The following is an 18982-nucleotide window of genomic DNA, read 5'->3' as shown; positions in this document are numbered from 1 at the left end:
CCGGCTTCATCACATCGACGGCGGTCAGCTACTGGACCAAGAAGGACACGGCAGTCGCACCCGATTCAACAGGGGGCTTTTTCGTGGCGGACCCGCATGGCGCTGGCGGCGCCTTCGATAAACAGGATGGTGAACTGGTTGAAAAAGGGGGCGCTGCCCAGGTGCTGCGCACGCGCAACCTCACGGTGAATTACGCCAGCACGCCGGACTCTCCCCGCAAGCTGTACACCTACTGCCCCAGTGGAACTGGTTGCAATGAGAACTTGACGCATAGCTCCAATGCCTTCGCCACCACCAACGCTGGCGTGGCAGCTGCCTTGGCCACCACGGCCGTAACGGTCAGTGTGTCGAGCATTACGGCCATTAAATCGGGAAGCGTCATAACAGCGACGGTCGTGACCAACACAAGTCACAACTTCCTGGCTGGGGACACGGTCACCATCAGCGGAGCCAGTCCAAGCGGCTACAACGGCGTAAAAACGATTGTGGCGACGAAGGACAGGGAATTCACTTATATGGATTCAGGCAGCACACCGCCAACAGCGGCGGGCGCCATCATTGCGCAGAAAGCCGGGGTCAATAATTCCACAGCATTGGTCAACTGGGTCCGTGGCGAAGACAACTTTGGCGATGAAAAAAGCCCTGGTTCCGGCTACACGGTCCGTCCGTCCGTCCACGGCGATGTGCTGCATTCGCGGCCCGTGGTGGTGAACTATGGCGATGCGCGCGGGCTGGTCATCTATTACGGCGCCAACGACGGCGTGTTCCGCGCCGTCAATGGCAGCCAGACGCAAGACCTTGGGACTGTGCCCGCTGGCGGCGAGTTGTGGGGACTGGTGCTCAAGGAACATTTTTCCCAGCTGAATCGCCAGCGCATCAACAGCCCGGAACTCAAGCTGCCGTCCACGCCAGACGGAATAGGTGCGAAGGAGAAAGACTATTTCATGGATGGCTCGCCTGGCCTGTACCAGACGCTCAATGCCGATGGCACGGTCAACAAGGCCTACCTGTACCTGAACATGCGCCGGGGCGGCTCGTTAATCTACGCCCTGGATGTCACCACGCCGACTGCGCCGAAGTTTCTTTGGAAAAAAGATAACGATAAGTCTGTTTCCGGTGAGGCCTTTGGCGAACTCGGGCAAACGTGGTCGCGTCCCAGGGTGACTCTGGTCAAGGGCTATGTCGATGCCATCACTGGCAAGCCCAAGCCCGTGCTGGTGTTCGGCGGGGGTTATGACGCGGAGTCAGAGGATAAGGAACCACCCGAGGCCAGCCAAAGAGGCCGGGCTATCTTTGTTTTGGACGCCGAAACGGGCGCTCTGGTGTGGAGCGCGGCTTTCACGTCGGACGCGGCATCATGCTCCGGGAACAGTACCCGGGCTAGCTGCAAAGTGCCCGGGATGAAGTGGTCCATTCCCGCGGAAATCAGTTTTCTGGACCGTGATAACAATGGATTGACAGATCGCTTCTATGCGGCGGATGTGGGCGGCAACGTCTGGCGCGTGGATCTGGAGACGACGGAAACCTCCGGCGGCGTCGTCACGCTTGGTACGGGTATCACGCCCGACAAGTGGAAAATTAGCCAGCTCGCCGCCTTGGGCTGTGCTGCCGGCGTATGCGCGTCCGGAACGACACCACGCAAGTTTTTCTATCCGCCCAACGTTGTTTCGGTCGGTAAAGTCGATGCTGCCGGCTCTTACGATGCGGTCATGTTGGGATCTGGCGACCGGGAGCATCCTCTTGTCAGCACGGCACCAGGGTCTTCCCATACGGTCGTTAACCGGTTCTACGTACTCAAGGACACCAAGGTTGGCAAGGATGCTACCGGCAGCACGGTGATTACCGAAGCGGGCTTGATCGATGCCACGACGACTGCATATGCAAGCACTGCCGACAAGCCGAGCGGGTTCTACAGCACACTGGCTGCGGGCGAGAAGACAGTGAACGCATCCACTACAACGCGGGGTACCACTTTCTTCGGTACCAACCAGCCCGTGGCGCCGAGTCCAACGTCCTGCAAGTCAAATCTGGGCGTCGCCAAGGGTTATGCCTTGAGTCCTTTCACCGGAAAGTTCGACTTCACGATCTATGACGGGGGCGGTCTGCCGCCTTCGCCAATTGTGGGCATTGTCAATATTGAAGTGGGCAATAAAACCGTTCAAAAGGAGTTTTGCATTGGTTGCGGTGGTGGTGCTGGCGGTGATGGGAAATCACCTTTGGGGGCCGGTGACCTGACCAAGAAGGTGCCAAAAAACCTGCGCCGTACTTACTGGTACAAGAAGTAGGGGGTGCGGCGGTAGGGCCGCCTGCCGATGGCAGTTGTGCTGCACACTCAAGCTGTGTGCAGGAGATCAATCGAAAGCGCATTTCAGTTTTTTCCAGTTCTGAATACGGCCAGCGCAGAACGCGTGGCTCCAACTCATCGGGAGGCGGACATGGCGATACGGGTAATCTCTGGTTCTGGCGGTTTCACGTTGATCGAGTTAATGGTGGTGGTCGCTGTTGCGTCCATTCTGATGTCGCTGGCGGCCCCGGCGATGTCCCATATCAGCAACGCAATGCGGGTCACTACAGGCGTGAATTCTTTGCACTCCAGTTTGCTTCTTGCACGCAGCGAGGCCATTAAGCGCAATTCTCGTGCTGTGGTGTGCAAGTCTTCTACCGGTGACGTCTGCATCACGTCGGGAGGATGGGAGCAAGGCTGGATTGTGTTCCACGATGCCAACAACAACGCGGCCCTGGATGCAGGTGAAGCTCTTCTTTTGCGCCAGGAAGTCATCCGTCACCCCATTCGGATTGAAGGTAATGCCCCCGTGCAAAGCTATGTATCCTATACCCCGATGGGCCGGACCAGTTTCACTTCAGGCGCCTTTCAAGCCGGCACTTTTACCGTCTGTCAGGAGTCGGCCAGCCAAGTGGATGCACGTCAAATCGTGATCAGCAGAACGGGTCGCCCCCGCACAGTCAGGACGACAGTGGCGCACTGCCCGGTGTAGTCAACGCCCCACCTCATCCACCAAGGTCTTGAACTCGTCAATGTCTTCAAAACTCCGATAGACGCTGGCAAAGCGCACATAAGCCACCTTGTCGAGCTTCTTTAACTCGCGCATAACCAACTCGCCCAAGCGGGCCGACGGCACTTCACGCTCGCCCAGGTTCAATAGCTTTTCTTCAATTCGCTCGACAGCAGAGTCGACCTGCTCGGTGCTGACCGGACGCTTGCGCAGCGCCAGGGTCATGGAGTCCTGGATTTTGCTGCGTTTGTACTCGGTGCGCCGCCCGTCCTTCTTGACGATAGCCGGGAAGTTGACGTCGGGCCGCTCGTAGGTCGTGAAGCGTTTTTCACACGCGGCGCACTGGCGACGGCGGCGTATGAACTCGGCGTCTTCGGAGATCCGGGTTTCGACGACCTGGGTTTCAAGATGACCACAAAAAGGGCATTTCATGGGCGTCCCAAGCTAGAATTTTAAGCAGTTTAGGCACTTAGCCCAATGAGTACGGGTGCAGGAAGCTATTAAAATCATAGCTTTTGCGCAATCCGTACTGTGCAGATGCTTAACCGTAAACCGGGAAACGGCTGGTCAAGGCGTGAACCTTGGCGCGCACGGCGTTGATGTTGGCGGCATCGCGCGGGTTGTCGAGCACATCGGCAATCAGGTTGGCCGTCATGCGTGCTTCTTCGTCCTTGAAGCCGCGCGTGGTCATGGCCGGTGTGCCAATGCGCACGCCGCTGGTGACCATTGGCTTTTCCGGGTCGTTGGGAATCGCATTTTTGTTGATGGTCATGTGGGCGCTGCCCAGCACCGCTTCGGCTTCCTTGCCGGTGATGCCCTTGGCGCGCAAGTCCACCAGCATGACATGGCTTTCGGTGCGGCCGCTGACAATGCGCAGGCCGCGCTGGGTCAGGGTGTCGGCGACGATTTGCGCGTTTTTCAGCACTTGCTGCTGGTAGGTCTTGAATTCCGGCGAGAGCGCTTCTTTGAATGCAACAGCCTTGGCGGCAATCACGTGCATCAGCGGGCCGCCTTGCAGGCCGGGGAAAATGGCGCTGTTGATGGCTTTCTCGTGCTGTGCCTTCATCAGGATGATGCCGCCACGGGGGCCGCGCAGGCTCTTGTGGGTGGTGGATGTCACCACGTCGGCATGCGGCACGGGGTTGGGGTAGATGCCGGCGGCAATCAGGCCGGCGTAGTGGGCCATGTCGACCATGAAAATCGCGCCCACGTCTTTGGCGACCTTGGCAAAACGCTCAAAATCGATACGCAGGCTGTAGGCGGAAGCGCCTGCAATGATCAGCTTGGGCTTGCTTTCGTGCGCCTTGCGTTCCATGGCGTCGTAGTCGATTTCTTCCTTGTCGTTCAGACCGTAAGAGACAACGTTGAACCACTTTCCGCTCATGTTGAGTGCCATGCCGTGCGTCAGGTGGCCGCCTTCGGCCAGGCTCATTCCCATGATGGTGTCACCGGGCTTGAGGAAAGCAAGAAACACCGCCTCGTTGGCCGACGCGCCGCAATGGGGCTGCACGTTGGCTGCATCGGCGCCAAAAATCTGTTTGACGCGGTCAATGGCGAGTTGCTCGGCCACGTCGACATGTTCGCAGCCGCCGTAGTAGCGGCGGCCGGGGTAGCCTTCGGCGTATTTGTTCGTGAGCTGGGAGCCCTGCGCGGCCATGACGGCAGGCGAGGCGTAGTTTTCGCTGGCGATCAGCTCGATGTGGTGTTCTTGCCGGGCGTTTTCAGCCTGGATGGCGGCAAAAATTTCGGGGTCGGTCTGTTCAATCAGAATGTTGCGGTGATACATGGCAGTCCTTCAAGACTTTGATCCCTGTCCTTCAGCCCAACAAGGCAAAAGAAAGCAAGGGCTGCCCAGGCGAACGGCTGAACGCTGACGACCACATGGTCTCAGCGGTACGCTTCCCAGTGGTGTCCCACGTCAGCATCAATGGTCTGCTAGAACCAGGACGCTTATCGCCAGTTGCGTACCCTGTTAGTGTAACTTAGCGACCCGAATTCGCTTGTTACTCGCCCAATAGCGCCACTTTTTCGGGTGTCTGGTCCGGGTTTCCCCGTTGGGCAGGATCCGCCGGCAAGGCCGCCGGAATAGCGCGCGCTGGCCTTGGTGCGCTGACAAAGCGCGAGGAGGGCGGTTGCCGGTTCCCCGTTGCGACGGCCTGCAAGCGGGCATGCTCGGCCATGACTTTGTTGGCATAGCCGCCGTCGCTTTCAAGATTGGCTGCGCCCACATAGTATTTGAGGCCACCTTCAATCGATCCGGCGCGCGCAATGCATTCCTGCAGCACCTTGACGCCGACGCGAAGGTTGGTCACGGGGTCAAAGGCGGCCAGCAAGCCGCCAAAATTTTCATACTTGTCATGATGCACTTTGGTCATGACTTGCATCAGTCCTTGTGCGCCAACCGAACTTTGGGCAAATGGGTTGAATCCGGATTCAATCGCCATGATGGCCAGGATCAGTGTCGGGTCGAGCTTGGCTTTCTGGCCAATTTCGAAGGCTTGTGCCACGAGTACGCTGAGAGGCTCAGGCGCGACCGAATATTTTTTACTCAGCCAGAATGCGACCGCGGCCTGCGCCGATGGAAGTTCTTTCGGGTTGGATGCCGTGGCACGGTCAATGGCGCTGGGCTCGGTGAAGCCGACACTCGCTTCTTTACGGCCCTGCAGCCAGGTCATGAGTTCCAGTTCGCCAGCGTTACGCAGGTCGGGCCTGGCGGTCAGGGTGATCAGTGCAAATACGACCATGAGCCCCAACAGGGCAAAGCTGCTGTGGGTGATGTCGAAAAAGCCTTGGGCCAAGTCGTCGGCAGTTGTTGAGAGACTGCTGCGCACACGCTTCATGTGCCCGTTGAAGTCGACCTTGCGGCCGAAGTTTTTTAGCGCTGTCATAGCACTCCTTTCTATGCACGCCGGACCGATAAGGCCAGGCAGGCTTTGATTGGGTCGCCATCAAACCAAGGCATGCCTTGTGGGTGTTGACCCTTCGTTGGCGCCGCCTTGTAGGGCAGCGTATGCGGGTTGTCCCTAGGATTTCTCGGGACTGCGCGGATTCTAGTAGCTGGTCAAATAACCTGTCAATAATAACAAAACAATTATTGAGATTTATTAGTTATAAAATGATCATTTTTATCGTCGAAATGACCCAAACAAGGCCATTTACGGGCTTTTCCCGTGGCAGTGTTGTTTTACGTAAAAGTCGTGAGCCTTAGGCCCAAGTTCGCCAAAAAGGGGCTTGAACTGCCGAGTACCAGGGATTGGGCGGCAGCTGTTGATGCCTTTTGATACCGCGCCACGGACTCTTCCAAGAAAAAGCCAATCGCAGTGCCTTGTGCGATTGAAAAATTGAACTTGCCCGGGTGGCAGCAGGGGATTAATCTTTCACTTGTCTGGTTTATCCGGACGTCAACTGGGTAACCAACCCCGGTATAACTGGGAGCAATCACTTGCTTCCACCGCACTGCGAGACGAGTACTCTCTCCTTTGCGAAACCCGACGGCATGAGCATCAACGCTCGCCGCCAGCCCCGGTCAGTTAATCTGGCCGGGGTTTTTAATTTTTTACCGATAAAAATGCATCTTATGGAGGGCGGTGCCCGCAGTTTTCAGCTCGGCCGCCCATGAATTGAAAATTGCCAGGCGCTGAACATTCCGACCAGGTTTCGCGGATCTGATCAGTGCCGCAGGTGCGCCAGATGACCGGCTTTCTCCCATAAGCCATGAAGTGCTTCTGGATACACATATAAGTAGTGTTGCGCTTGCTGCTGGTGGCGGGAATGTTTCCCTGATGGATCAGTCTGTCAGGCCCCTGCGTGGCGCGCTCAATTTTGGTCTCGTCGACCTGCGTTTTTGTCTTGATTGGTGCTGTCAACAGCATGCCCTCGGAGGCTAAATCACGCCTCCTCGTCGAACATATTTTGGCGGTGCTGCAAAAACAGCGAAAATACAGCCATTGCTTTATTTTTTTAAAGCTCAGGGTACTCAGGTCTTGCGAGCCATGACCCGAATTTTTCCCGCTGACAGCCGGCCTGTTCATCGCCGCCTCCATAGCCTTGGAGGTGTTGGCAAGCCCGCGAATTCTGGTGCTCTCAATGCCCGGCGTACGTGCTGTCTTTGGATGTTTTGTTTAGAACCGATTGTTAATAAATTTCTATGTTGCGCTTTCCCATGTCCAAATCCTCAAAAGCCGAAAACACCCCCGCTGGCACTTCCGCTCCAAAAAGCAGCTCGGCCAAAGCGGCTGAAGCCCATCCGCTGGACGGGCTGACGGGTGGCGCCTTTTCCGCTCCCACATCCGGGGAGCGCACGGCGCGCATTCGCCAATGGCTGTCCACCGAGCCCACGGTGGAGCAGATGGCGGATGTGTACAAGGACCTGGCCAATCGCGACAAGGGCGCAGCCAAGCCGCTCAAGGAAAAACTCGAGGAAGTCAGGCGCAGCAAAGGCCAGGAGGCCGTTGCCTCCGAATGGGCCGAAAAAGCCCAGGGCCTGCTGGCCTTGCCCAAGCTCAATCTGGCCAACGCGCTGGCTTGGCAGCGCGACGCCGCCAAAGCCGGTGCCCCCTTGTCCAAGGAGCCGCTGGCCAGCCTGAAAGCGCAACTGGCCGAGCGTGTCAAAACCATAGAAGATCTGCAGCACCGCACACAGGTGCAGCGCGAAGCCGCCGTCCTGATTGCGCAGCGTATTGACGTGCTGTCCATCAAACCCTGGCGTGACGCCGAGGCCGTGCTTGAAACGCTGGGTGCCGATGTTGCCCATTGGCAGGCGCAGGCTGACGAAATCACGATGGATGCCAACTGGGCCAGCGTGGATGGCAAGTTCCCGCCGCTGCTGGATGCTTCGCGCGGGCAGCTGCTAGCCGTTTGGGAAGCGTTTCAGGGCGCCGTGGCTGTTGCCGTGAAAGCCGCTGCCGATGCCACCGCTCCGCTGCCTACCGTGGCCGTGTGGGCCGACGAGTTGCGTGTTGCCCGCGGCCTGCCGACCGCAAAAGCCGAGTTGCAAGTGGCCGGCGATGGCGGCGCACCTGCCCGTGCGCCCAAGACCAAAATGGATCCCGCTGCGTTGAAAGACCTGCGTGAAAAATCCGCAGCCATCGTGCAGGCGGCGCTGGCGAAGCTGGAGCATGAAGTCACCGAAGGCCACGGCAAGGCCACGCCCAAGGTCGCCGCAGAATTGCGCCAGGTACTGAAAGAAAACATACGCAACATTGACAGCGCACTGGAAGCCGCTGCGCATGCGGCCCTTACAGCAGCGGGCGAGCTCGAAGGCTGGCAGCGCTGGCGTGCGGACCAGATCCGCGAGGAGCTGGTGGTGAAAGCCGAAGCGCTGGTGGCCAAACCGATGGGAGGCCGCAAGCAGCAAGACACGCTGCGGGCCATGCGCGAGCAGTGGAAGACCAGTGACCAGGGCGGCACGCCCAATCACGCGCTGTGGAAGCGTTTTGACGACGCCTGCAATGAGGCCCACAAGGTGGTTGAAGCCTGGCTCGAAAAAGCCAAGGAGCAGACCGAAGCCACGCTGGCCCAGCGCCGCGTGTTGATTGATGAAGTGCTGGCCTGGGCCGAAGCCAATAAAGGCAACACTGACTGGAAACACCACATCCGCAGCCTGAACGCCTTTGTTGACAAATGGCGCGATGCCGGCCACCTGGGCGAAAAAGCCTTTGCCGAAATCCAGCCCGTCTGGAAGGCCGCCATGGACGCTGCCGATGCAGCGCTGACGGGCGCGCGCAACGAGAGCCTGGCACGTCGCAAGGCCATGATTGAAGAAGCCCAGGCATTGGGCGGCGAGCCGCAATTGCGCATTGACGCGGTAAAGGCGTTGCAGCAGCGCTGGCAGCATGAGGCGCAGGGCGTGCCGATTGAGCGCAAGCAAGAGCAAAAGCTGTGGGATGCTTTTCGCAAGCCTATTGACGACGCATTCCAGCGTAAAACAGTTGAGCGTGAAAAGGCCACTGCGGCGCTGGGCGCGCACGACCGCTATGTGCTCGAAGCGGCAAAGGCCCTGGAAGCCGCGAACGCCAGCGGCGACGCGCAAAAAATTCACGCTGCAGCCAAGGCGCTGGAGGCGATTGTTCGCGGACAGCTGCCGGTAGGTGCGGAAGTCGCAGCGCCAGCAGCGCCAACATCGCTTGAAGCCACTCCGGTTTCTGATGAAAATCAGGCCGTAGCCCAAACAGAGTCTGTGCAAGAAGCGCCTGAAATTGTCGTGGAGCAGGCACCCGTGGCTGAGGCTGAGGCCGAGGCCGAGGCTGCTGAAGCCGCCGAGCCGGCCGAGTCCGAAGCTGCGCCTGTCGAAGCAGCGCCCGCACCCAAACCCGCTGCCAAGCCTGTGGTAGCCATGCGCGGCGGCGACGACCGTCCCGGCATGCGCAAGGCCGATCCTGTGGCGGCTGGCCGTGGCGGTAAATTTGGCGATCGCAAGGATGCGCGTCCAGGCAGCAAGCCGGGTGGCCCGCGTTCAAGCACTGACAACAAGTTTGAGCCCTACCGCGCCGAGCGGGAAGACCGTGGTGCCCGCTTCAGCGAGCGCCCAGCCTTCGAAGACCGCGGCCCGCGTCTGGGCGATGCCGCTTTTCGCGCGCAACGTGAAGCTTTTGAGAGCGCTAACGAGGCCCTGAAAAAGCTCGCCATGCAAGCGCATGGTGAAGTGCTGACCCATTTGCTGACAGCGTGGGAAAAGCGCGACCCTGCCCAATTGCCGGGTACGCAGGAACTAGGCAAGCTGGTGTCGCCCGCTGTGCGCAGCGCCTGGGTTCAGGCGCTCAGCGCACCAGCCGTCAAACCGGTGCCCGAAGCCTTGTTGCGCCTGGAAATGGCAGCCGAATTGCCCACACCGGCCGAGCACATCACGGCCCGCCGCATGCTGCAACTGCAGTTGCTGACCAAGCGCAATGCACCAACACCGGCAGAGACCTGGGGCGAAGACGCCGCCAAGGTGCTGGCTGGCGAGTTTGAAGCCAGCAACGCCCGGCGCGTGCAGAACGTGCTGAAAGTGTTGCTCAAACGATGACGTCCGCAGCCCCGGCGGACGCGCTGCCTGCGGCCCTGCCGCAGGCGCGCCAGCAGTCGCTGGGTGAAGAAATTGCCAACAGCATCAGCCATGGCCTGGCGTTGCTGGCGGCCTTGGCTGCCGCGCCATTTCTGGTGGTGGGTGCGGTGCAGCACGGCGACGCCGCCGACATTGTGGGCGCCAGCATTTTTGCCGCCACCATGGTGCTGCTGTATGCGACTTCCATGCTTTATCACGCCATGCCGGCCAGCGCGTTAAAGGGCGCTTCGCGCGCCAAGCGCGTGTTTCAGGTGCTGGACCACAGCGCAATTTATCTCCTGATTGCCGGCAGCTACACCCCGTTTACGTTGGGCGTGCTGCGCGGGCCATGGGGCTGGACCCTTTTCGGTTTGGTCTGGGCCATGGCGCTGGCCGGTGTTGCGGTCAAGGCCCTGGCTGGCATTCGCTACCCCCGGGTATCCACCGTGCTTTACCTGGCGATGGGCTGGATTGCCGTGGTAGCCATCAAACCCATGTGGCAACTGATGCCCGCCTGGGGGCTATTCTGGCTGGTAGCCGGCGGTGTGGCTTACACCCTGGGCGTGGCATTTTTTGCGACAGACGGACGGGTCCGCTACGGGCATTTTGTGTGGCATCTGTTTGTGGCAGCTGGTACGGCTTGCCACTTTATTGCAGTGCTTTACTACGCGATCTGAAATCGGTCAGTAGATCTCGCTTTACTGCAAAATAAATAGCAGCCTGTTATGGCATTTATTGGGCTGGAGGCCTGTTCGGTTCGAAGAATTGGTCAAACAAGGTGGTGAGGGCGGCGAAGTCGAGCGTGAAGCGATCGCGGTTGACAAAGTAGGCTTCACAGGCAACCGCAAAAAATTCCGCCGGGGCAGTGGCGCCATAGCGGTCCAGCCATGGCGGCTCGCCGCCGAAGCGCTCTGCCATGGTGACCTGTTCGCAAAAAGCCTCGTAGGCGGGTTGCATCACGGCGTGCCAGGAGGCATAGGCTGCGCTAGAGGGTAGCGGCGGGCAGCCGTTCGCCGCGCCATCGCGCATGTCGATTTTGTGGACGAATTCGTGAATCACTACGTTATGACCTTGTGCTGCCAGCATGCCGGCTGCCGCCACGTCTTGCCAACTCAGGGTGACGGGGCCGCCTTCCATGGCTTCGCCCAGCAAGGCTTCGCTGTAATGGTGCACCACGCCCGCCTGATCAGTGGTGTGGCGCCGTGCCAGCATGGCCCCGGGGTGCACCACGATGCCCCTGAAATCGTCATACCAACCTAAGCCCAAGTGCAGCACCGGCAGACAGGCTTGCGCCGCAATGGCCACCGCGATCTCGTCCGTGATGACAAGCCCGTGCGCGCCCGTGAATTCCTTTTTTGCGAGAAACTGGCTGACCAGCTCGCGAAGCCGAAGTTGCTTGGCCTCCGGGCGGTGTGCCAGAAAAGGGTAGCGCAGCAGGGTGCTGTGCCAGAGAGGCTCGGGAATGCTGGCGGCGTCTGTCCTGCGGCGGCCCAGCAGTGTCTGCAACCAGTTCAGCATTCGGGGGGCTTTAAATGAATAGGTCAGAGAAGGGGAATGCGCTGCAAGACGTTGCGATGCAGTCGCAACACTTCGGCACGCAACAGCGGCACATCAGCATCCCAGTCGCTGAGCACGACGCGCGTCAAGCCCTGACCCAGGTCATGCTGGGCGGGCTTGTGGGTGTGGCCATGAATCAATGTGGATGCGTTTGCGGCTTGCAATGACTGGCGGGCCGCATCAGCATCTACATCGGCATAGTCGGCACCCGACTGTTTGCGTGCCTCGCTTTGCTGCCGCAGTTCGCGCGCAATGGCCTGGCGCTCGGCCAGGGGTTTGGCCAGAAAGGCGTTTTGCCAGATGGGGCTGCGCACTTGCTGGCGAAACTGCAGGTAGTCCACATCGCCCAGGCACAGCGCGTCGCCATGCGACAGCAGCCAGCGCTGGCCTTCAAAAACCAGCACGGTGGGGTCGCTCAGCAGGGTGCCGTGGCATAAATCCATCAGTCGCTGGCCGACCAGAAAGTCGCGGTTGCCATGCATGAAATAAAGCGCCAGCCGGCTGCCCGCCTGACGCAGCACGCGCGCGCAGCGATCTTCAAACCGCGCGTGCGGCATGGGCGTTGCAGCGCGCACGGCGGTGTCACTCACGGCGTCATCACCGACCCAGACCTCAAACAGGTCGCCCAGAATAAATACGGCGTCCGCCGGGGTGCTTTCAAGGTAGTGCTGCCAGGCCGCGACGGTGCCTGGCACGTCATCGCTCAGGTGCAGGTCTGAAATGAAATCGACCGTGCGCCAGAAAGGCGGCGCATGAAGCGCCGCTACTTCGGCCACGGTCGATTCGTTCACAGGGGACTCAGGCAAACGCAGTCCGCGTGAAAAGTCAAGCCAGCGCGACGGCTTTTTCGATGATCACGTCTTCCAGCGGCACGTCATCATGAAAGCCCTTGCGACCGGTTTTGACGGACTTGATCTTGTCAACCACGTCTTTGCCGCCTACCACTTTTCCGAACACGGCGTAACCCCAGCCCGAAGCGTTCTGGCCGGTGTGGTTCAGGAAAGCATTGTCTGCGACGTTGATGAAAAACTGCGAGCTGGCCGAATGCGGCGCATTGGTGCGGGCCATGGCGACGGTGTAGTTGTCGTTTTTCAGACCGTTGGTGGCTTCGTTTTCAATCTCGCCGTCGGTCGGCTTTTGCTTCATGCCGACCTCAAAACCGCCGCCCTGCACCATGAAGCCGGGGATCACGCGGTGAAACACAGTGTTGGTGTAGTGGCCCTTGTTGACGTAGTTCAGGAAGTTGGCGACGCTCTTGGGGGCTTTCTCGGCGTCCAGTTCCAGCGTGATAACGCCGTAGTTGGCAATGTGGAGTTCTACTTTCGGGTTGCTCATAAGTTTCCTGAATCAGTTAACGAGGGTTGCAGATTTGATGATGATGGGCGTTTTTGGAACGTCCGAGGGGAAGGGGCCGCCCGCGCCGGTTGGTACGGTCTTGATCTTGTTGACCACGTCCATGCCGCCCACGACCTTGCCAAACACGGTGTAGCCGGGCGCCTGGGTCGAAGGGTTCAGGAAGTCGTTGTCCTTGACGTTGATGAAGAACTGCGAGGACGCGGAATTCGGGTCGTTGGTGCGCGCCATGGCGAGGGTGCCGACGACGTTCTTGGGCCCGCCTTTGGCGAGCGCTTCACGGCCTTCGTGCACCACGGGGGGGCGGGTTTTTCTCTCGGCATAGGCACTGTCGTAGCCGCCGCCCTGCACCATGAAGTTGTTGATCACGCGGTGAAAAATCATGCCGTCGTAGTGCTTGTCCTTGACATACTGCAGAAAGTTCTCAACCGTTTTTGGTGCTTTGTCGGGGTAGACCTCGACCACAAAATCCCCCTCGCTGGTGGCGAATTTCACTTTAGGTGTGCCCTGGGCCAACGCGGGGCCAGTCAGGTAAACCAGTGCGCCGGCAGCGGTGGCTGCCAGCAATGTGCGCCGCAAAGCGCCGAATGTCGCAAATACCACTAGATCGTTCCTTTAGAAAATATTTTCCACTGGCTTCCCTGGCCGACGAGTGTTAAATTTCAATCAACCGCGCTTGCCCGGGGTTTCAAAATTCTGTCCATGGCTGGCCAGATAGGCGTTCATGTTTTGACCAGGCCATGCGTCAGCCCATGCGCGCACAGTCGACTCCACCCCTTATTTTGCACCAGCACTGGCTGGGGTAGTCGCCGGTGCCGGATTGGCTGGCTTGATGGTGCTTGGTGCTGCGGCAGCCGCCGGGCGGGCCGCAGCAGGCGCGGGTTTGGCCACAGGCGTTGGCGATGTGGCGGCAGGCTTTTGCGGGGCTTTGCTGTCGGCCGAGAACAAGGTACGGATCAATGCCAGTTTGGGCTGCACGGTCGTGTTGCCGCCGTCGAGCTGCAACGCTTTGCTGTAAGCCTGGCTGGCGAGCCGGGCGTAAACATCGCCGAGGTTTTCGTGGGCGGTGGCGTAGCTGGGATTAGTACGAATCGCCATTTCAAGTGCAGCCCTGGCCTTGTCGAATTGACTCTGTCCTGCGTAAAGTACCGCCAGGTTGTTGTAAGGCTCGGGCAACTCGGGGTAGTCTTCCGTGATTTTGGAAAAGGTGGAAATGGCGTCGGCCGTCTTGCCGGTTTCAGTCAGGATCACGCCCTTGAGAAAGCGCATTTGCGGGTCGCGTGGCTTGCTGGCCAGGTACTGCTCGGCCTTGGCCATCGCATCAAGGTGCTGGTTGGCGCGCATGAGGCGGCTGACGTCAGCATAGTCATCGGCATAGACTGCGGACACCGACAGCGTGGCGGCCAGGAACAACACGCGCAGGGCGGCCGACAGGGGATGGCGTAACAAGGAGGCTGGCGTGGGCATAAGAACTCTCACGGTGTTGGATCGGTTTTGACGACGTTTCACGGCTGCCAGTGCGGAAAATCTCTCCAGACCCCCCGATTGCCGAGGGCTTGAGGGGTAAGCAGCATGCTGTGATGCTGGCTGAATATCGCGCAGATTGTAGCTGAGGGGGTATAGTTCACTGACGCTCAAATGTCGCGCGTTCATTTTTTATTGCACGTGCTGGCGCATTGGTTTTACCACTTCGGTCGAACAGCAACGCCCGTGAGATAAAGTTCTCCTTCCCCCATTTTGGACTGATTGACGGATTGCCCGATTGACGTCATCCCCCGTACCCAGACCTTCCATGAGCCTACGCATTTACAACACGCTGTCGCGTGACGTAGTAGTTTTTTCCCCCTTGATTCCCGGCCAGGCGCGCATGTACGTGTGCGGCATGACGGTGTATGACCTTTGCCACTTGGGCCATGCACGGGCCATGGTGGCGTTTGATGTGGTCCAACGCTGGCTCCGCTTGAGCGGCCTGCAGGTTACCTATGTCCGCAACGTGACGGATATTGACGACAAAATCATCAAACGGGCACTTGAAAACGGCGAAACCATACGCGCGCTGACCGACCGCATGGTCGATGCCTTGCACCAGGATGCCGATGCGCTGGGCATTGAGCGCCCCACACATGAGCCGCGCGCCACCGATTTCGTGCCTCAAATGCTCCGCCTGATTGGCACGCTCGAGAAAAAAGGACTGGCCTACCAGTCCCGCAGTGGGCATAACAACGGCGATGTGAACTTCGCGGTACGCAAGTTCGCGGGCTACGGCAAGCTGTCGGGCAAGTCGCTGGACGAACTGCGTGCCGGCGAGCGGGTCGAAGTGCTGGACGGCAAGGACGATCCGCTGGACTTTGTGCTCTGGAAAAGCGCCAAGCCCAGCGAGCCGGCTGACGCGAAATGGGACAGCGCCTACGGGCCGGGCCGACCCGGCTGGCATATTGAATGCTCGGCCATGGCGTGTGAGTTGCTGGGCGAGTCGTTCGACATTCATGGCGGCGGTGCCGACCTGCAGTTTCCGCACCATGAGAACGAAATCGCCCAGTCGGAAGGCGCCCATGGCAAGCCGCTGGCCAGCATCTGGATGCACAACGGTTTTGTGCGGGTTGACAATGAGAAAATGTCCAAGTCGCTGGGCAACTTTTTCACCATACGCGAGATTTTGGCCCGGTACGATGCCGAGACGGTGCGTTTTTTCATCATCCGCGCGCACTACCGCAGCCCGTTGAACTACAGCGATGTCCACCTGGACGATGCCCGCAACGCCCTCAAGCGGCTTTACACCGCGCTCGACCTTGTGGCGCCCGCCGAGTTGGCGCTGGACTGGGCTGATCCCTTTGCGGCCCGTTTCAAGGCGGCCATGGACGAGGACTTTGGTACGCCCGAAGCGATTGCCGTGCTGTTTGAGCTGGCTGGTGAGGTCAACAAGACCCGCTCCGCCGAACTGGCCGGGCTGCTCAAGGCGCTGGGCGGCTGCCTGGGACTGCTGCAGAGCGAGCCAGCGCGTTACCTTCAGGCTGGTGCGGGGCTTGATGATGCCCGTATCCAGCAACTGATTGCCGAGCGCGCCGATGCCAAAAAGGCCAGGGATTTTGCATTGGCAGACCGCATTCGTAGCGACTTGCTGGCCAAGGGCATTGTGCTGAAGGATTCGCCTGATGGCACCACATGGGAGGTGCAGTCGTGAAGTCTTTAAGCTGTTTTGGCGTCCAATTCCTACAAATTTTGCGTAATTCGCTATGAAAAATGTAGCAAAAAGCAGCCCTGGAAGCGCCGGGCTGATTGAGGCTGCAGAGCGCTCCGAGACTGCCATCATCGCGCCTGCGTACTGGGCTGATGCCCGCAAGCATCTGCTTAAAAAAGACCGGGTCATGAAGCGGCTCATTCCCACACTGGGGGACACCTGCCTGCAGGCGCGCGGCGACGCTTTCAGCACGCTCGCGCGCAGCATCGTCGGGCAGCAGATCTCCGTCAAGTCGGCCCAGGCGGTGTGGCACCGCTTTGCCGCGTTGCCCAGTGAAATGACGCCGGCCCATGTGCTCAGGCTCAAGGTGGACGACATGCGGGCGTCGGGCTTGAGCGCGCGCAAGGTGGAATACCTGGTTGATTTGTCGATTCACTTTGACGCAGGCAAGGTCCACGTGAAAGACTGGCAGGCCATGGACGACGACGCCATCATTGCCGAGCTGGTGGCGATTCGCGGGATTGGTCGTTGGACCGCCGAGATGTTTTTGATTTTTTACCTGACGCGCCCCAACGTCCTGCCGCTGGACGATGTGGGCCTGATCAACGGCATCAGCCAGAACTATTTTTCAGGCGAATCCGTCAGCCGCAGCGATGCGCGGGAAGTCGCCGCCGCCTGGGCGCCCTATTGCAGCGTCGCAACTTGGTATATTTGGCGCTCTCTGGACCCGGTGCCGGTTCTGGGCAAAGAGCCAACCACCGCACAGATTAAAGTTCAAGCAGCTTGAGGAGCAGACCATGGCAAAAAAAACATTCCTTGATTTCGAGCAACCGATTGCGGACCTTGAAGGGAAAATTGAAGAATTGCGTTACGTGCAGACTGAGTCGGCGGTCGATATTTCAGAAGAAATTGACCAGTTGGCCAAAAAAAGCCAGCAACTCACCAAAGACATCTACAGCGTTTTGACGCCGTGGCAGATCACCAAGATTGCCCGTCACGCCGAGCGGCCCTACACGCTGGATTACGTACGGGAAATTTTTACCGACTTTGTCGAGCTGCACGGCGACCGGCATTTCGCCGACGACCTGAGCATTGTGGGTGGGCTGGCCCGCTTTAACGGCACCGCATGCATGGTGCTGGGCCACCAAAAAGGGCGCGACACCCGGGAGCGCGGCTTGCGTAACTTTGGCATGAGCAAGCCGGAGGGCTACCGCAAGGCCTTGCGCCTGATGAAAACCGCTGAAAAGTTCAAGCTGCCGGTGTTCACCTTTGTCGATACGCCCGGCGCCTATCCGGGTATTGAAGCCGAAGAGCGCGGCCAGTCTGAAGCCATTGGCCGCAACATCTTTGAAATGGCGCAACTCGAAGTGCCCATCATCACCACCATCATTGGGGAGGGCGGCTCCGGCGGCGCGCTGGCCATTTCGGTGGGTGACCAGGTGGTGATGCTGCAGTACTCGATTTACTCCGTCATCAGCCCCGAAGGCTGCGCCTCCATTCTCTGGAAGACCTCCGACAAGGCGCAAGAGGCGGCCGAAGCGCTGGGAATCACCGCACACCGGCTCAAGGCGCTGGGCGTGATCGACAAGATCGTCAACGAGCCCGTGGGCGGCGCGCACCGCGACCCCAAGCAAATGGCCGCTTTTCTGAAGCGAGCGCTCAACGATGCCTTCCGCCAGGTCAGCGATTTGAAGGTCAAGGAGCTGCTGGACCGCCGCTACGAACGCCTGCAAAGCTATGGCCGATTTACCGACACCAAAGCTGACATCAGCAAGTAGGTCTTCGGCGCTGCCCGCGAACCCGGCGCTGGCGGCCCTGACGGCGGCCATGTTTTCAGCGCCACCGCCCTGGGGTGTAGCCTACAGCGGCGGCGCTGATTCCACGGCCTTGCTGCTGGCTGCCGCGCAGCGCTGGCCAGGCCAGGTTCACGCACTTCACATTCACCATGGGCTTCAGGCGGCCGCCGACGACTTTGTGCGCGTTTGCCGGTCTGTGTGCGCTGGCGTGTCGGTGCCGCTGCATGTGGTGCGCGTCGATGCAGGTCATGCCTCCGGTGAAAGCCCCGAAGACGTCGCGCGCCGGGCGCGCTATGCGGCGCTGGCTCTAGCGGCCCAGCAGCACGGGCTGGCCGGGGTGCTGCTGGGCCAGCATGCCGACGACCAGGTTGAAACCCTGCTGCTGGCGCTCAGCCGGGGCGCCGGCTTGCCGGGTCTTGCGTCCATGGCTGCGCAGTTCGAGCGCCATGGCGCCGCGTTTTACCGTCCGCTGCTGCAAATCACGGCGGCCAGTTTGCGCCAATGGGTGGTGGCCCAACAGATTCCTTTTCTGGATGATCCGAGCAACACCGACGAGCGCTACACCCGCAACCGTATTCGGGCGCGCTTGCTGCCAGCGCTGGACCAGGCGTTTCCCCAGTTCCGCCGTACCTTTGCACGTAGTGCCCGGCACGCCGCGCAGGCGCAAGGCTTGCTGCTTGAAATTGCGCAGCAGGACTTGATGGCCGCAGGCGCACCGCCCGCCATCGCCGCGTTGCAGGTGCTGTCGCAGCCGCGCCAGGCCAATTTGCTGCGCCACTGGTTGCAGCAGCAGCGGGCCACGCCCAGTGCCGCGCAAATGGCCCAGTTGCTGCGGCAAGTGGCCGCCTGCACCACCCGCGGGCACCAGATTCACCTCAAGGTGGCCGCCGGGCATGTCATTCGGCAAGGGGCCGTGTTGCACTATTTGCCGGCTGCGGGCAAGGCCGTGCCAAGCGTGGACCCGGTCGGGTTAGCCTCGTTATAATTTAAGGCTTTGCCGGTAGCCATGGGGCTGCCAGTGCATTAACGCAGCGGCGCTTAGGGTTGCCCGTTTTTGCAA

Annotated in this window: 16 protein-coding genes, 1 pseudogene and 1 riboswitch; of the genes and pseudogenes, 8 read left to right on the top strand and 9 right to left on the bottom strand. The window is 59.8% G+C overall.

The features are described from left to right. On the top strand, nucleotides 1-2285 hold a 2285-nt coding region (locus IV091_RS11610), incomplete at its 5' end, for a PilC/PilY family type IV pilus protein (RefSeq protein ID WP_293468817.1). Nucleotides 2286-2435: 150 nt separating this feature from the next. Then, a complete protein-coding gene (locus IV091_RS11605) occupies nucleotides 2436-2996 on the top strand; it encodes a GspH/FimT family pseudopilin (RefSeq protein ID WP_293468815.1) in 561 nt (186 codons plus the stop codon). On the opposite strand, the gene nrdR is transcribed toward IV091_RS11605, so the two are convergent. From nrdR to IV091_RS11585, 4 genes are all read right to left on the bottom strand, one after another. Continuing rightward, entirely contained in the window at nucleotides 2997-3446 is a 450-nt protein-coding gene (nrdR, locus tag IV091_RS11600; protein ID WP_293468813.1) for a transcriptional regulator NrdR, read from the bottom strand. It lies immediately after the preceding gene. A 109-nt stretch (nucleotides 3447-3555) separates the two neighbouring features. Then, a complete protein-coding gene (gene glyA / locus IV091_RS11595; RefSeq protein WP_293468811.1) occupies nucleotides 3556-4800 on the bottom strand; it encodes a serine hydroxymethyltransferase in 1245 nt (414 codons plus the stop codon). Nucleotides 4801-4856: 56 nt separating this feature from the next. Further along, a riboswitch (ZMP/ZTP riboswitch) is annotated at nucleotides 4857-4988 on the bottom strand. A 29-nt stretch (nucleotides 4989-5017) separates the two neighbouring features. Further along, nucleotides 5018-5854 (bottom strand): lytic transglycosylase domain-containing protein, encoded by an 837-nt coding sequence (locus IV091_RS11590; protein ID WP_293468856.1) that lies wholly within the window; start codon nucleotides 5852-5854, stop codon nucleotides 5018-5020. A 735-nt stretch (nucleotides 5855-6589) separates the two neighbouring features. Further along, entirely contained in the window at nucleotides 6590-7057 is a 468-nt protein-coding gene (locus IV091_RS11585) for a hypothetical protein (protein WP_293468809.1), read from the bottom strand. 119 nt (nucleotides 7058-7176) lie between these two features. Here IV091_RS11585 and IV091_RS11580 point away from each other — a divergent pair, with 119 nt between their 5' ends. Together IV091_RS11580 and IV091_RS11575 are read left to right on the top strand one after the other, a co-directional pair. Then, entirely contained in the window at nucleotides 7177-10020 is a 2844-nt protein-coding gene (locus tag IV091_RS11580; RefSeq protein ID WP_293468807.1) for a DUF349 domain-containing protein, read from the top strand. Further along, nucleotides 10017-10715, top strand: a complete 699-nt coding sequence (locus tag IV091_RS11575; RefSeq protein WP_293468805.1) for a hemolysin III family protein — start codon at nucleotides 10017-10019, stop codon at nucleotides 10713-10715. The genes IV091_RS11580 and IV091_RS11575 overlap by 4 nt, the downstream gene beginning before the upstream one ends. Before the next feature lie 55 nt (nucleotides 10716-10770). Here IV091_RS11575 and IV091_RS11570 read toward each other — a convergent pair whose 3' ends face one another. From IV091_RS11570 to IV091_RS11550, 5 genes and pseudogenes are all read right to left on the bottom strand, one after another. Next, nucleotides 10771-11556, bottom strand: coding sequence for a M90 family metallopeptidase (locus tag IV091_RS11570; protein ID WP_293468804.1), 786 nt, complete (start codon nucleotides 11554-11556; stop codon nucleotides 10771-10773). 23 nt (nucleotides 11557-11579) lie between these two features. Then, complete coding sequence (locus IV091_RS11565) at nucleotides 11580-12386, bottom strand: UDP-2,3-diacylglucosamine diphosphatase (RefSeq protein WP_293468802.1); 807 nt, start codon at nucleotides 12384-12386, stop codon at nucleotides 11580-11582. Nucleotides 12387-12420: 34 nt separating this feature from the next. Continuing rightward, nucleotides 12421-12930, bottom strand: coding sequence for a peptidylprolyl isomerase (locus IV091_RS11560; protein WP_293468800.1), 510 nt, complete (start codon nucleotides 12928-12930; stop codon nucleotides 12421-12423). 12 nt (nucleotides 12931-12942) lie between these two features. Continuing rightward, nucleotides 12943-13488 carry a peptidylprolyl isomerase gene (locus IV091_RS11555; protein ID WP_293468854.1) on the bottom strand — a complete coding sequence of 182 codons (546 nt, stop codon included), beginning with the start codon at nucleotides 13486-13488 and terminating at the stop codon, nucleotides 12943-12945. A gap of 135 nt (nucleotides 13489-13623) precedes the next feature. Further along, a pseudogene (locus tag IV091_RS11550) lies at nucleotides 13624-14415 on the bottom strand (tetratricopeptide repeat protein); the annotation flags it as partial. Nucleotides 14416-14740: 325 nt separating this feature from the next. On the opposite strand from IV091_RS11550, the gene cysS reads away from it, so the two are divergent. From cysS to tilS, 4 genes are read left to right on the top strand one after another with little or no spacing between them, the layout of a single operon-like run. Beyond that, entirely contained in the window at nucleotides 14741-16129 is a 1389-nt protein-coding gene (gene cysS / locus IV091_RS11545) for a cysteine--tRNA ligase (RefSeq protein WP_293468798.1), read from the top strand. A 52-nt stretch (nucleotides 16130-16181) separates the two neighbouring features. Then, entirely contained in the window at nucleotides 16182-16913 is a 732-nt protein-coding gene (locus tag IV091_RS11540) for a DNA-3-methyladenine glycosylase 2 family protein (protein ID WP_293468796.1), read from the top strand. Between the two features lie 10 nt (nucleotides 16914-16923). Beyond that, entirely contained in the window at nucleotides 16924-17904 is a 981-nt protein-coding gene (locus IV091_RS11535; RefSeq protein WP_293468794.1) for an acetyl-CoA carboxylase carboxyltransferase subunit alpha, read from the top strand. A gap of 49 nt (nucleotides 17905-17953) precedes the next feature. After that, complete coding sequence (gene tilS, locus IV091_RS11530) at nucleotides 17954-18907, top strand: tRNA lysidine(34) synthetase TilS (RefSeq protein WP_293468852.1); 954 nt, start codon at nucleotides 17954-17956, stop codon at nucleotides 18905-18907. The last annotated feature ends 75 nt before the right edge of the window (nucleotides 18908-18982 follow it).

The sequence above is a fragment of the Polaromonas sp. genome, from assembly GCF_018780625.1.
Taxonomy (GTDB): Bacteria; Pseudomonadota; Gammaproteobacteria; order Burkholderiales; family Burkholderiaceae_C; genus Polaromonas.
The sequence above is the reverse complement of the archived record's forward strand: the minus strand, read 5'-3'. Positions and strand labels throughout refer to the sequence as shown.